General features: G+C 39.0%; 14 protein-coding genes. 3 read left to right on the forward strand and 11 right to left on the reverse strand.

Annotated features, from left to right (window positions below):
- On the reverse strand, window positions 1-279 hold a 279-nt coding region (locus BN161_RS30170), incomplete at its 3' end, for a hypothetical protein (protein WP_044269813.1).
- Window positions 280-565: 286 nt separating this feature from the next.
- Here BN161_RS30170 and BN161_RS20550 point away from each other — a divergent pair.
- A complete protein-coding gene (locus BN161_RS20550) occupies window positions 566-1351 on the forward strand; it encodes a hypothetical protein (RefSeq protein WP_044269815.1) in 786 nt (261 codons plus the stop codon).
- Window positions 1352-1556: 205 nt separating this feature from the next.
- Here the strand turns inward: BN161_RS20550 and mobV are convergent, their stop codons facing one another.
- The 3 genes from mobV to BN161_RS20565 all read right to left on the reverse strand — a co-directional run bounded on the left by mobV (window position 1557) and on the right by BN161_RS20565 (window position 5446).
- On the reverse strand, window positions 1557-3020 hold the full coding sequence (mobV, locus tag BN161_RS20555) for a MobV family relaxase (protein WP_044269836.1): 1464 nt from the start codon (window positions 3018-3020) through the stop codon (window positions 1557-1559).
- A 246-nt stretch (window positions 3021-3266) separates the two neighbouring features.
- Entirely contained in the window at window positions 3267-4040 is a 774-nt protein-coding gene (locus tag BN161_RS20560) for a hypothetical protein (protein WP_125910890.1), read from the reverse strand.
- Between the two features lie 1040 nt (window positions 4041-5080).
- On the reverse strand, window positions 5081-5446 hold the full coding sequence (locus BN161_RS20565; RefSeq protein WP_044269819.1) for a single-stranded DNA-binding protein: 366 nt from the start codon (window positions 5444-5446) through the stop codon (window positions 5081-5083).
- 1098 nt (window positions 5447-6544) lie between these two features.
- On the opposite strand from BN161_RS20565, the gene BN161_RS20575 reads away from it, so the two are divergent.
- Window positions 6545-7276 carry a DUF6261 family protein gene (locus BN161_RS20575; protein ID WP_044269822.1) on the forward strand — a complete coding sequence of 244 codons (732 nt, stop codon included), beginning with the start codon at window positions 6545-6547 and terminating at the stop codon, window positions 7274-7276.
- Between the two features lie 183 nt (window positions 7277-7459).
- Here BN161_RS20575 and BN161_RS20580 read toward each other — a convergent pair whose 3' ends face one another.
- From BN161_RS20580 to BN161_RS20600, 6 genes are read right to left on the reverse strand one after another with little or no spacing between them, the layout of a single operon-like run.
- Window positions 7460-8194, reverse strand: a complete 735-nt coding sequence (locus BN161_RS20580; RefSeq protein WP_209441917.1) for a hypothetical protein — start codon at window positions 8192-8194, stop codon at window positions 7460-7462.
- A 10-nt stretch (window positions 8195-8204) separates the two neighbouring features.
- Complete coding sequence (locus BN161_RS28250; RefSeq protein WP_074435176.1) at window positions 8205-8465, reverse strand: flavin reductase; 261 nt, start codon at window positions 8463-8465, stop codon at window positions 8205-8207.
- Window positions 8466-8485: 20 nt separating this feature from the next.
- Complete coding sequence (locus tag BN161_RS28255) at window positions 8486-8815, reverse strand: hypothetical protein (protein ID WP_125910891.1); 330 nt, start codon at window positions 8813-8815, stop codon at window positions 8486-8488.
- A 47-nt stretch (window positions 8816-8862) separates the two neighbouring features.
- Window positions 8863-9822: an alpha/beta fold hydrolase gene (locus tag BN161_RS20590; protein ID WP_209441918.1), complete on the reverse strand. Its 960-nt coding sequence runs from the start codon at window positions 9820-9822 to the stop codon at window positions 8863-8865.
- Between the two features lie 13 nt (window positions 9823-9835).
- Window positions 9836-10375, reverse strand: coding sequence for a nitroreductase family protein (locus BN161_RS20595; RefSeq protein WP_044269828.1), 540 nt, complete (start codon window positions 10373-10375; stop codon window positions 9836-9838).
- An 8-nt stretch (window positions 10376-10383) separates the two neighbouring features.
- Window positions 10384-11502: an iron-containing alcohol dehydrogenase family protein gene (locus BN161_RS20600; protein ID WP_044269830.1), complete on the reverse strand. Its 1119-nt coding sequence runs from the start codon at window positions 11500-11502 to the stop codon at window positions 10384-10386.
- A 101-nt stretch (window positions 11503-11603) separates the two neighbouring features.
- On the opposite strand from BN161_RS20600, the gene BN161_RS20605 reads away from it, so the two are divergent.
- Window positions 11604-12485 carry a LysR family transcriptional regulator gene (locus tag BN161_RS20605; RefSeq protein ID WP_044269832.1) on the forward strand — a complete coding sequence of 294 codons (882 nt, stop codon included), beginning with the start codon at window positions 11604-11606 and terminating at the stop codon, window positions 12483-12485.
- A 202-nt stretch (window positions 12486-12687) separates the two neighbouring features.
- On the opposite strand, the gene BN161_RS20610 is transcribed toward BN161_RS20605, so the two are convergent.
- On the reverse strand, window positions 12688-12993 hold the full coding sequence (locus tag BN161_RS20610) for a hypothetical protein (protein WP_125910892.1): 306 nt from the start codon (window positions 12991-12993) through the stop codon (window positions 12688-12690).
- Between the last annotated feature and the right edge of the window lie 826 nt (window positions 12994-13819).

Here is a 13819-nt window from a genome sequence, read left to right on the forward strand (position 1 = left end):
GGGGCCAACAGCCACATCCATGAACCAATTATAATTCCATATATCATCTAATAAGATTCCACTTAAAAAGGTAGGAGATATGTCCTTATATAATTCATCAGAACTTAATATCGTACTATATATATAATAAGACTTATCAAAATTGATATATCTAATATTATTCATATTTGTTATAGGTTCGCTATCTTGAAGATGAGTTTTCTCTACAAAAAGACTATCCTGAGCATACAAATTACATGAGAGCAATAAAATACTGGTTATTAATACATTTTTAAGCATATACTATAATTTTTTTTGTAAATGTTTATTTTTAGCTACAAAGTAAACAGGTAAAAGTGGTGCTACAAAATTAAATAATGAAAGGAGAGTCTTTTTTCTATTTTATTAGAATTAAGTCCTATTAAGTACGATATATATTATAATATTTGATTTCGTACTTATATATCTATAGGACTTAATTAAGTAGATAGAATATTTATAAAATAGGGTTAAAATGAAGGATATACAAACTAAAATATTAAAAGATAGAAAAGATAAATCGTACTTTTGAAACAAATTATAGATTATGAATAAAATTGATTTCTGGGATAGTTTAATAAATGATGTGACTCCCTTTTTAGAAATAGGAAAACAACTACTGGATGATATCAATAACGCAGTAACAATTGCCAATATAGATTATGCTCATTTTACAGACTATACATGCCTTCCTACTTCTTTAAAAGACTCGATCGGTCTGGCTATTCAAAAAGTAATAAGTAAAGCAGCAAATGTCAACAATCTCTCTCTTCTGATACAATCTAAAGATATTTATATATCAATCATTAAAATGTTGGAAGTAGAATTCATGAATTTAAAGAAGGATGACAAATTAATCAGGTCTGTCCTTATCACCCAAATACAAAATGTCATGAACGCGAGTATTTCCGCTTCAACAATGAATTTAAATGATTGGAAAATATACATAGACTCCATCAAGGAAACTCAAGATATTGATTATCCCATTGAATATGCCTATCGTAAACTATGTAAACAGGACTTATTAAAAGAAAAAGTAGAAATTAAAAATTTCTTTTATAATATACATCCATGGCCAGAAATAGAAAAATTGTTGTCAGAAGCCAAAGAAAGCTTGCGCCTAGCTAATGAGCATCGCAATACTACCTCCAAAAGAGGTCAAGGCATGACACGCCTTATCATTGATTTTATTTTTAAATGGCAAACAAATGGGTACATGAAAAATGTGCATCGTATTTACCCCTTCATCCAATGCCTAAATGAGTATTGGAACGGTGAATTGAATTTAGGAACGAGACAGGGGGTGGAAAGAAGCTATAAACAGCGACACTAGATTAAGGGACACCTAACCGTTATCACATTTTCCGTATTACATTGCTTCCGATTATATAGAATATGAATTATAGAGACTATTACAATAGTCCCCAAATAAGACTGTCCAATTTATTAAGACATTACCAGCAAAAAGGTAGGAGACTTATTCTGACTCCTACCTTCCTTATCATATCTGATTTATAACAATATTAAGCAGATGCAATTCAACGTTTATTACGTTTTCCTGTTCCAGATAGTTTTACCATCTTATGGGCCATAAGCATACAACGTCGTGCCCATGCACGCTCATCTTCATCTTCATCGCGCCCCCATTTTAAATCACTTCCACCACCTCCACCTACAGAACCCTCAGCAACCATCGTAGCTTGATCCACATAACCAACGAAAAGAAGCATAGCACATTTCATTATTTCTTCCCCATGTTCCGCCAGATCCTTTAATAGTGAATCCTCAAATAAATCTATCTCGCGAAAAGTAAGCATAGAAAATATATTCTTAAAATCTTGAAGGATATCCGGAAACGACGCTGACAAAAGACGCATCTTTACTTGTTCCTCAAGATTTGCAACAGCCTTATTGCCCTCCTTCCTTAAAGCCGACTCATATTCTTTCGTTTCTTCCAGTTCTTTCTGCAAAGATAGTAGCTGTTGCTCAGCATTTGCCAGTTTGGCTTCCTTATCTCCAATTTTAGAAATAACTTCGGCAAGGTCAATGTTCAAATCTTTCAGGATACTTTCTGCTTTATCTGCACTAATCTTACCTTGTTTCATTTGTTGTTCCAAAGTCACCTTTTTATCTTCCAGATTGGCTTTCTGCTTTTCTAAATTCTTCACCATTGTACTGAGTCCCTTTAGCCGAATTTGTGCTTTCCAAATATCACCATTTAGTGAATAAAGTATTTTACGTTGGTTCTTAATCTGTTCATCTAATGTTGTACATTCTTCTCTCAAACTTCTACGATATTCCTCGGTTGAAACATGTTGTGCCCCTGTTTCTATGATGCTTGTGCCCCTGACGAGATTCCATTTTCGATTGACCTCTGCCAATTCCGTATGTATAGCCAGCATTTTATCTCTATAGTCCCATTTGGTGTCCCCACTAAAGACTTTTTTATAAGAGAGCTTACCCTCAGAAGTAATGGGTAACACTGTACAGTGAATATGTGGATTCATTTCATCCAAATGGACATAAAAACCTACAATATTGTCCTCGCCCCAGCTATTGCATACAAAGCTATAAATGTCTTTGGCCCATTCTTCTATTTCACAGCTTCTGATAATATGAGAATTATCGGCTCCTTTATGCAAATTTACTTTCTGATTCCCATACGCCAGCTCATGCATCCGTTCCCGTGAACCTCCAAAAATAAACTTGGCACAGATCCTTATATTAGGAACCTTTTTCTTTTTATTGGGATTTACGATTCCACATTGGGCCAAACGTGCTTCAATCCTTTGTGGTACCCGGATTGTCTTATCAATCGAGGTCACAATGCCACCTTTCGTAACCTCAAAATTCAAATGCTCACGCGAACGGTCATAATTCCCATCCTTCTCGGCTATGGCCCAACGCTCATTGCTCCATCTTCTCTGATATTCATCACTCTCTGCCGCGGTGACACCTTTTGCTGACTGCATATCAGCTACCTGCTTATTTGTATTACTCATAAATATGTTTTTGTGGACACCTAAAAAAGACAGCTTGCTACATTTCCCGGAGCTGAAATTCTCCTCCATTTTAATGGAGGGGGGATTAGGCTCCCCCCTTTAAAAAAAGGGGGCCTGGGCAAGCCCAGTTTGGACGGTCAAAAAAGTCCGGGTTCGATGCTGATTCCCCACCTTATACCAATTGATACCAGAGGTAACCATAGTGCCCGCCATGAGCATATACTGTGCAATTCTTCAATGTCCGGGTTATTTCTGATTTTCTATTTCCTTCGATTCTTTAGCCAATACGATTTGCCATTTACAGGAAAAAAGAGATTGGAATGATTCAGTATATCCTGAATTAGGCGATAATTGAGCCATTGCTCCATTTCTGAAGGGATCATTCCTGATAATGTCAAAATATCGCTGTAACGTCCCGAAATTGCCATTCATACCCAATATAAAAACATAGTATATATCCTTTTCTATTCTTTGATCATAGGGAGCAGGTTTTGGCAATAGTGGGAAATTACTAATGAACTTATCATAAACTTCCCGGCAAAGATTCCGTTTTTTTTCATCAAGTTGCAACGGAGGATCTTCGTAAAATACACTCTGCAATTTCAGTCCACTGTTCTCCATAAGGACATCCGGCATTATGGGGAATAGCTCATCTACAACAGGTGTAGATGTTTGCCCACCAAGTGAGGTGGAGGGGACAGCTGTATCAGGTGTCCTTGCTGACAGTCCCGGAAACTCCAGAATGGTTCCATACTGATATTGGAATTTCCTGATATAACCTAATTTCTCCAGTCCGTCCAAAAAGCGTCTTACCGATTTCCTATCCCAATTCCACTCCTTGGCCAACTGTAACAAAGGAGCCATTACCTGACCAGGTTGCAAAGTAAAACTGTATCCATTCTTTATGACAGTGACTGGTTCTTGTACAATTTGAGAAATCAGATAACATAAGGCACCTTCTTTGGTCGTCTTAGCTGACCTTTCTTTTAAAAATTCCAATAGGTCTAATCCTATTGTCATCTGAAAATTATCAAGTGTATTTTTTTTCTTGCTGTCAATCATTTTTATATTCTTCTTTTTTCGGCCAAAATTAAAGGGATATAAGATAGTGATAAAAGAATTACCGGACTCTTATCTTTCACTTGTTTCATAAAGTAGAAATGAAAGAAATAATGGAGAGAGGATAGGGATGAAAATACAAAATGGTTTTATGGATAATTGACGATAAAAAAGAGAAGAGGTATAGATAAAAATAGCCGATAGATTCTACAAAATTATTTCTTACGGCAAGACTATATCTTATAAAAGTTTTATATCTTTGTCACACTTATAGAGAATAATAGAAGCATTTAGCTTTTTTGTGCCACATAAATAGGATCGCCAGTCCAAAGAATTCACGCACAAAATGAGTTGAATGCCTACGTATAACGTGGGTATTCCAAACATTGCGTGAAGGTAAATCTGGCGATCCAACCTTTGTGGTAGTGAGTGGGTGCCCACGTATTCTATCCAATTGATTATTTCAAACACTTACTCCTGTTTACACTTTTTAGAATATTCTTTAATCATGCTAATTTGCAATAGATTTATAGATATAAAGGGACAGCTAATCAAACAAACAACAAGGATACCAGCCATTAATACACAGTTTATAATGACTTGTATTGTAAAAAAGGAGAGAGGGAAGCCATTGTAATGGGAGATGAGTGAATTAAGATTTATTAAAAAAAGGAAAAAACTTAACACATTAATAAATAATGTGAACTTGGGGACAAACATAACAGAAACTCACTGGAACTACTGAAAGGGAGAAAGTCATGACGAGAATCATGGCTTCGGAAAGGGAAGTAGAGAAAGTGTGTTTCGTTTGCCCTCCTGTTTAGATCTATTCACATGACCTGAACTAGAGAAGGTTAGGGGAACTGTCCTAATCAGCGAAGTCTATTATTCCCCTGAGAAGAGAGATCCAGTGAACTGGCAACAGTAAAAAAGGAAAAGGCAGCGGAAGGATAAAAAAAGCGACCTAGGCCGCCTTCTTTATTCTACAGGGAAGATTATTGCTATTCGCCAGATGTTCCGGTCACAGGTACTTCTTCCTTATCCGAAGCCATTGAGTACTTGGACGCTACAAATACAATGCGATTTCTTTTCTTCCCTGTCTCGTCGGTCCATTCATCCGGCTTGAAATAACCTTCCACTGTGATCAAATTCCCTTTTTTTAGGATGTTGAAAGATTCAAGGTTCTCATTTTTCCTCCAAGCTTCCATAGACATAAAAGCAGATACATAACTAGTATTATCACCCTCTTTTTCACTACGGCTGACAGCCAATGAGAAATGTGCTACACTTGCTGTTTTAAAATTACGGATTTCTGCATCCTTACCAACGTAACCTGTCACTGTGAATTTGTTTTCAATCTTTTTCATAATCGTCATTTTTAGAAGTTATTTAATCAATTTTACATGCAAAACTCTGCCGGACAGTCTTCGGGGTGCACCAAAAAATTGCTGTGAAATACGCTTTTTATTGCCTGAAAAAAAAGGAAGATTTTATCGAAATTCTTTTGGTCAAGATAGAAGGAAACAATTCCTTGAGAATATGCTTTCTCGGTAAAGGAAGATTCTTTAGAAATAGTTACGGCGGTGTTTACGAATTGGCCCCATATCCCTTCATAAAAGAAGGGTATAGCTGTCCACTAACTTTGCATCGGAAAAATGATAGTGACTTCGTTACAGAAAATGAAATGAAAAGATTGGGTAAAAACCACAATGACCGGTACTGGTAAGGAACATAGATTGTTATGAAACGATAACATTCAACTGTAGTTGTAGCTGCCAGAATGGGAAAATGTAATAGAAATAAATACAATTGTACCAATATTTGAAACGGGAAAAATCGGATTCCTATAGAACCGATCATATAATTGAGGGTAGGAGAAAATAGATAAATTTAAACAAGGGAACCCTATAAACAATGGGAGATGACATTCTGATACCGGCAGACAAGTATTTATACTATTACATGATGTATAAAAAGAGAAATAGCTTGGTTTGTTAAAAGAGGGATTTCAATCATATGACTCTTTAAAAAAAGGGGAATTAATATAACTATAAAACAGGGACATTTACCATAACAAGATCAAAACCGGCATAGAAAAAGCATATAGAACCATAAAGAAGAAAGCCTATTCTTTTGTATTATTCCTCTAAAAGTGTATTTTTGCTGTCGAAAACTCACCATAGCATCATATGCTGTGGCTTTTGGTGAAAAAATGCCTTGCAGATGATTTTTGTAAGACACTTGTCTAGAAAATAGTTCACTAGTTTCCTTGGAATATTTTCTAAACCTGAAGCTTTCTACAACCGTTATGCGAACTGTTTCAAAAACAAAGATCCCGCGCCGAGCTTCTGCGGAGTATAAAGAGATGGGAGCCCACCGCAAACCGTTTGCGGAACAATCTAAGTATAAGAACCGGGCTGGCACACAAACGGTTTGCGCGACTGGCTACCAAAAGACAAAAAATTATGAAAAACATCAAGAAAATCTCCGGCTCATCTTGCGGCCAGTTTTCTAACGCACTTCATGCCGGATTTCATCAACGTATGTATGGCTACTTCACATCTACTGTACCTGGTACAGAGAAAATCAATGTAAGTTATGAGCTATTGGAAGAATACCTATATAACATCAACCTGGAAAACGATTTGACGCACGAAACACACACCAGTATGGATGCTACTCTATTGATACAATATGACCGCGAGCGCGACGAACTGATAGATGAACTTTTTACCGCAATCAATAGTGCGGCGCATTCTCTATTAGCGACGAATAAGGCAGCCTACGAGATTTTAAGCCTTATCATTGAGCCTTATTCAGAATTAAAGAATGAAGCAATGGACACAGAAACAGCCCATATCAGCGGCTTGATAGCAGATTTCAAGAATCCCCGCAATGCTGAACAGATCACTATATTAGGATTAACAAGCACTGTTTCAACTCTTGACACGATGAATAAAAGAAATGAAGCGATTCGTAACAATTCTACAAGGATTCGTACCACCAACAAAACAGAGAACATAGGTACTGTACGTCAACACACAGATGCTTGTTATCAACAAATTTGTGATTATGTATATGCATCGCTGCTGTTAAGCAAGACGGCAAAAGATTGTACTGCCATCGAAGAACTGATTGATGTGATAAATCAGACCATTGCCGAATTCAATACCGCATACAATATGAACAAAGGGTAAAAAGGTTGCTATTAATAAAAAAGAGGAAGTAAATAAAATGGGATAAGAGGGAAAGGTGGATTTTCACTTTTTCATTTACTACACGAAGGTCATGCCATCCGAAGTGGTGCATGACCTTAAATGAAAGACAATACGATCTAAATCTTCAAGATATATTATTCTATTCCAGATATATAGTGCTACTTAGCAAGACAAATTCTTGAATAACAGCTCTGCTAAATGAAGGTTCTGCTGACCAGCCAATCGAAAGCCTTCCGTACAATAATGGCAATATGCCACTACTTTTTCTGTCTGGACTTGCTTGCAATATTCTTGCATAGCAGACTTTTGTTCTTCCAGTGTATGTAGCTTAAATAAGCCCGGTGCGTCTTCTACAAAACGTTTGGGAGCCATTTTAAGATTACGTGCCGGAGCTGGTCGTAAGGTAGAGATGCCACAGAAATGGGTATTCGCATGATTCTCTTTCAACTCGACTATCTCAATATTCATTTTATGCATCAATGCCCGGACAGCTTCCTGTTCTTTGGTGTTGTCGTAAGAACGCCAACAGTCCTGTAAGGTCATTTTTTCACCTTTACAGTCAGGGAAAGGAAAGTCTGTAGCATTTTCCAAGAGAAACTCCCAAAGAGAAACAACTTTCACTTCCGGGAGACTTTCTTGAAAGACTGCCGTGCAGTTGTGGCAAACGGATACCATGACAGTATCCTTGTCAAACGGAGTATAATGAGTGGTATCCTTCCAACGCTGCCGAATGGAGGGTGCCATACATTCCTCAAACTCATGAACCTTATATTTATCGGCACAGCAACGAATGATGTCCATACCAAAGTTCTTCCGCAGATAATCCTGAATACGGAAACTCAGTTCCGGATAATCACGGGTGAATAAACAGCTTGCTATATAACGAAATTTATCCATATCATTGTATCTATTTACGAATCCAAACATTTACAATCTCTCCGATATACATAGTATGTGTACCTGTTCCATCCTTATACATCTCCATGGCAGTGCTGTCCATCTTTTCCTCTTTAAACGGCTCACTATAGATTTTCTTACATTCAACGGTCATTGTCGCTTCTTGGAAACTGGGATTGCCAAGTTCGGTAAATTCGGTATGGACACCCGATTCCTTTATCTTGTCGCCATCCCGTCCGGAATGTGTACCTAAGTACATCAGCTTATTCATCTCACTGGGAGCAAAAGTACTTAGCGTGAAATAATCATTGTTTCCAAGTACTTATGAGTGTGACGACTTGAAGAAATATAGATGGTAACAACAGGACGATGCCATAAATAGCCGATGCTTCCTTGTGATATAGCCATTGCATTCATGTCTTTATCACTGCCTGCTGCCAATACCATCTTACCTTTATTTATCAATTGAATGGCATTGGGCAATTCTTCCGGACTTGCTTCTGTCCATTTACCGTTTTCTTTACCAGTCAAGTTCGTCTCCGTCGTTTTAGGCAGATTGGCATTACAAGCACCCAAACACAGGACTACTATCAACGCCATCATCAAATTTATCTTATTCATTAGTGTTAAATATATAAATAGATCTTCTACACATTTTCTTTTCCCTATCATGGAAGTTTTTTCATGAACGCCACAATCATTTGCCCTATCTCCTTGGCATGGGTTTCAAGTGCAAAATGCCCCGAATCGACCCAGTGTATTTCTGCATTTGGCACATCCCGTTTGAACGCTTCCGCACCTTGCGGAATAAAGGAAGGGTCATTCTTTCCCCATACAGCCAAGAGAGGCGGCTGATATTCACGCAGATAGGTTTGGAACACCGGGTAAAGAGCCACATTGGTACGATAGTCCAAAATCAGATCCGACTGGATTTCGGAGCGTCCGGGTTGGGACACATAAGCAATGTCAAGCGTATAGCCATCGGGGGAAACCGCTCCGTCCGCAGTTCCGCCCAAGTATTGTCCTTTGATAGTCTCCGGTGCAAAGGCGGAACTGAACTCTTTCCGAAGTTCGGGAGTGGGATTGCGCCAATAAGCTTCACGGGCAGCCCATTTCTTTCCAAGGCCTTCCCGATAGACATTTCCGTTCTGACTGATGATGGCTGTGATTTGTTCGGGATGCCGCATTGCCAGACGGAAGCCGATGGGTGCACCATAATCAAATACATAGAGGGCAAAACGCTTCAGCTTCAGATTTTGTGTAAAGGCATCCACAATATCCGTCAGGTGTTCAAATGTATAATCGAACTTGTCACGTCCCGGTGCTTCAGTCTGACCGAATCCCGGATAGTCTGGTGCTATGACATAAAAATCATCTGCCAGTTCCGGAATTAAATCGCGGAACATATGGCTACTGCTGGGAAAACCATGCAACAACAGCATCGCCGGTTTTGTTCTATCTCCGGCTGTACGATAGAATAGTTCAACGTCCTCGACCTTACAATAATGGTAGTTTACTTTTGAATAGTTCATTGTCTTCTCAATCTTGTTTTGCCCTCTGATTGGTAACGGACAGAATCCGCAACAGAGGGTAATAATAAAAACACTTTTCGTTATCAGTTGTTTCATAATAAATATCAGATTAGTAGTAGGTTACAATCTCACTTATCTCCTTTCGCTTGGGACGTATGGAATCTTTGCTTCGATAACCCACTCCAATAACAGATACAATCACTTCATCATCCTGAATGTGAAGTAAATCACGGATAGCATCGGCATCTCTCAAACCCAGTACGATGGTATCCAATTCCAACTCTGTCGCCTTCAGAAGAAGAATGGAGTTTTGCAACCCGAGGTCATAAGCTCCCCATCCGTCTGCCAGCTCATTGGTCGGTGTGCCGTCCCTTTCAAATCCAACGATTCCTTTCACGAAAGTTGTGACAATCAGTACAGGAGCATCGGCTATCGAGATCCGGTTTTGGAGTGCAAGACACTCTTTTAATCGGGAACGAATCTCCGGTGACATCACCACATGATAGCGGCTTGTCTGCTTGTTCTTCCACGAAGGAGCCTCAATAGCTGCCGCCAACAGCTTCTCTATGCACTCTTTCGATACATTCTTCTGCGCATCATATTGGCGGATGCTTCGCCTTTGCCGCAATAGTTCATCAAATGATTTCATATATATAATTATCTCATTGTGTTATACATCTCTCTCAAATCTTCCTCGCTCACTATGACCGGATTGTTCAGCAGGTTCGGATGTTTGCTGCCTTGCACCAATGCTTCGAGCTGTTTATCGTTGAGTTTGTATTCTTTCAAGTCCCGGCGCATCCCTGTTTCTATTTTAAGTTGTTCTATGGCATCTGCCAAACTATTGGCATCATCATAGCCCAATTCTTTAGCTAATGATTGAATACGGCAACAACCATGCTTTGCATTGAAGCGTAGAAAGTAGGCAATCGTCAAGGCACAGGCTTCTCCATGAGGCATGCCAAGCAGATTTGTAAGCGGATAAGAACAGGCGTGTGCCGAAGTGGTTTTGGGCATAGTAAAAGCCAAACCTGCCATGACGGACGCTTCCGCCATTTTCTCACGTGCCGTTACGTCTTTAGGATATTGACAGGCAACAAGCAGATGGGTAAAGACGAGACGTGCCGCATGAACAGCCAAAGCGTCACAAATAGGTTGGTGGTGAATGCTCCAATATGCTTCGATAGCATGACAAAGCACGTCAAAACCCGTGCAAGCCGTCATATAAGGAGAAACAGAATAGGTCAGTTCAGGGTCTACAATAGCAACTTCCGGATAGAAACTATTAGAGGTGATAGGTGATTTAATTCCCCTACGGTGGTCGGACAGGACTGACACACAGGTAATCTCGCTTCCTGTCCCTGCGGTGGTTGGTATGGCAATAAGCGGCAAATGTGCTTGTGGAACTTGCTTGCTTGTTGCCAAATAGTTCTCTACCGGTTCGTCAGTCAGACAAAGGGTGGCTGCCGCCTTGGCGCAATCCATTACACTTCCACCACCGAGTGCCACCACGAAATCGCATGAGTTCTCTCGCAACATTTGGGTACAAGCTTCACATTCCATTACATCAGGATTAGCTGAGACTTGACCATATACGTGTTTAATCGTTCCACCGGACATTTTGCATAGCTTCTCCGACAATCCCTTTTTCACAAAGGAAGCAGAAGTTATCAGCAAACCATTCTGCCCATTCAGTATTTTAATCTCTTCCGGTAAATAGCTTGTCAAGCCATTACCAAACCTGATTCTGACAGGTTGCATATAGTTCCAATTCATTTCTATTTTTTTATGCTGCAAAATTACTAAAACTCGATATAACAGACTATATTTGCATCACGGATTGATTAGATAATAATAATCGATAAAATAGATTAGTAATGGAAATCAGACAATTACGATATTATATATTTGCGGCAAAAACTTTGAACTTTACGGAAGCTGCCAAACTCTCTAATATTTCACAAAGCACCTTGTCGCAACAAATCAAGCAATTGGAAATAGATTTAGACGTTTTGCTCTTTGAAAGAATTGGCAAACGTATTTTATTGAGTGAAGCTGGACGATCATTTCTTCCTTTCGCAGAGAAAACGCTTGCAGATGCTGAAAACGGTGTACAAATGCTACGGGACATGGAGAATTTGAGAACCGGCAAGCTAAGGATTGGAGTTACATACGGGCTTTCGCCGATTCTTACTCAAACCTTGAAAAGATTCTGCTCCTTATACACTAAGATAACAGTGGAGATTATTTACAGAAAAGCGGCAGAACTGTTGGAACTCCTACATTCCGGTGACTTGGATTTTGCATTATCATTCAATCTGTTAGAACCTGATAACCAGATAGAGGAACAGCCTTTATTTGCAACAGACCTTTGTGTAGTAGTGGAAGAACATCATGTTTTAGCATCATATACCCAAATCAATCCATCCATCCTGGCAAACTATCCCATTGTTATCCCATCAAAAGGTATAAATGCACGACATCAATTTGACTCCTTCATCTGTTCCCAGAAACTACAAATTATTCCACAGATTGAGATTAATGAGATCTACACCCTTCTGCACCTCGTTAAAACAGGACAATGGATAACGGTTCTGGCAAAGGCATTGGTACATGAACAAGATGGCCTGGTAGCAATACCGTTCGAAAAAAACAATATTCCAATGAATGCCACACTGTTATTTCTGAGAGGCTCTTATCAACGCAATGCGGTTAAGACTTTTATTCACATATTACGGGAATCCTCAAAAAATATATAGTTTGGGTATTGCTTATCCGACAATATATGTATTATGCTACACTTTAAAACGGATGAAAGCAACAGAAATGTTAACTAGAAAGCGTGAAAATAGGTACTTGCATCTTTCCAGTTGCTCGCCTAGCATGTACCTCTCATTTACTTCCAGTTCTAGGACAATAGCAACTGCTTATAGATAAGATTGTAGAACTCACAGCTGCCTATTAGCATCTGAATGTCAGCTTTGAGCCTGCAGATGCTGACTGTCCGGGCTTCCAATCCTCATCTCCACATACACCATTCACATTTTCATCTATAATAATCGTATCCGGACTATGCCTTATGGAAGTAAGTAGTTTCATGTCAAAGGTATCCAATACCGAAATGCTAAACTCGCCAGACAAAGTGCTCTGCAAATAACCACCAAGCATATTGTCTGCCATTATCAACGTTACATGAGGGTTATTACTTGTGGCAGATATATGTGCTTTTCTGTGATCTGCCTGATTTTCTTTGTTCCGATACTCCACCTTACTAAGCGTATTTATACACCATCATCCTACCGCCGTACAAGCGAATAATTTTCCTCACGGTCCACAAACCACTATAACCGGGAATGGGAGATTTGGCTGCGATAGTTTTTCTTTCTGCCTTCTTACAGGAAGATTTGTAGCGGAACAAAGCCTGGTCTTGGGATAAATAATGGTATGTTTGAACTTTGCACCCAAAAATCTCACACCGACAATCGGAAGACAGATAACAAAAAATCAAACTCGCCTTAATATAAGAAAAGAAGTATTGCAATTAATGCGAATCAGTAGTTGAACTATATTCATATCCCGAAAGAAACGAATTAAATGATAACCTGTACTATCCCGTCATCCTGAGCTTGCCGAAGGCTTGCGAAACTTATGAAGTGATACGGAGCTTGTTTGTTCTCCATATTTACTTCCATTAGCTGAATTTATTTGTCAGTTATCGTTTTGTGCGGAGATATGAGATAACGATGTCTGGATTGAGATTTCTCTATCCGTGCGACGCTTGATGAAAAAGAATGCAAGGAATCCTTATCAGAGAAATGCAAATAGAAAGCATATGCGGAAAATAAAAAGGATATTGCACGGTAATACTCCTATAAAAGGTTTAAAATGTTTGTTTAAGGTGAATTTTCAATCAAATAGACTTTCTGGAAACAAACGGGATATACCGGAAAGTAGCGGATAAAACCTTTTTCCAGAGGAAACTTACGCTCATATTTCGGGGAAAATAACCTTTTATCCGGTAGGGCTACACCCTTTTAAGCGTATGGCTACACCATTTGGGACACATGGCTACACCCTTTCGGGCAAATGGTGT

The sequence above is a fragment of the Bacteroides timonensis genome (assembly GCF_000513195.1).
Taxonomy (GTDB): domain Bacteria; phylum Bacteroidota; class Bacteroidia; order Bacteroidales; family Bacteroidaceae; genus Bacteroides; species Bacteroides timonensis.

Bases quoted from the DNA above. Each gene is read 5' to 3' on its own strand.
- BN161_RS20580 (WP_209441917.1), bottom strand. From the start codon at position 8,194: ATGGATAAATTTCGTTATATAGCAAGCTGTTTATTCACCCGTGATTAT.
- BN161_RS20550 (WP_044269815.1), top strand. From the start codon at position 566: ATGAATAAAATTGATTTCTGGGATAGTTTAATAAATGATGTGACTCCC.
- BN161_RS20575 (WP_044269822.1), top strand. From the start codon at position 6,545: ATGAAAAACATCAAGAAAATCTCCGGCTCATCTTGCGGCCAGTTTTCT.
- BN161_RS20590 (WP_209441918.1), bottom strand. From the start codon at position 9,822: ATGAAACAACTGATAACGAAAAGTGTTTTTATTATTACCCTCTGTTGC.
- BN161_RS20600 (WP_044269830.1), bottom strand. From the start codon at position 11,502: ATGAATTGGAACTATATGCAACCTGTCAGAATCAGGTTTGGTAATGGC.
- BN161_RS28250 (WP_074435176.1), bottom strand. From the start codon at position 8,465: ATGAATAAGCTGATGTACTTAGGTACACATTCCGGACGGGATGGCGAC.
- BN161_RS20560 (WP_125910890.1), bottom strand. From the start codon at position 4,040: ATGACAATAGGATTAGACCTATTGGAATTTTTAAAAGAAAGGTCAGCT.
- BN161_RS20605 (WP_044269832.1), top strand. From the start codon at position 11,604: ATGGAAATCAGACAATTACGATATTATATATTTGCGGCAAAAACTTTG.
- BN161_RS28255 (WP_125910891.1), bottom strand. From the start codon at position 8,815: ATGAATAAGATAAATTTGATGATGGCGTTGATAGTAGTCCTGTGTTTG.
- BN161_RS20595 (WP_044269828.1), bottom strand. From the start codon at position 10,375: ATGAAATCATTTGATGAACTATTGCGGCAAAGGCGAAGCATCCGCCAA.
- mobV (WP_044269836.1), bottom strand. From the start codon at position 3,020: ATGAGTAATACAAATAAGCAGGTAGCTGATATGCAGTCAGCAAAAGGT.
- BN161_RS20565 (WP_044269819.1), bottom strand. From the start codon at position 5,446: ATGAAAAAGATTGAAAACAAATTCACAGTGACAGGTTACGTTGGTAAG.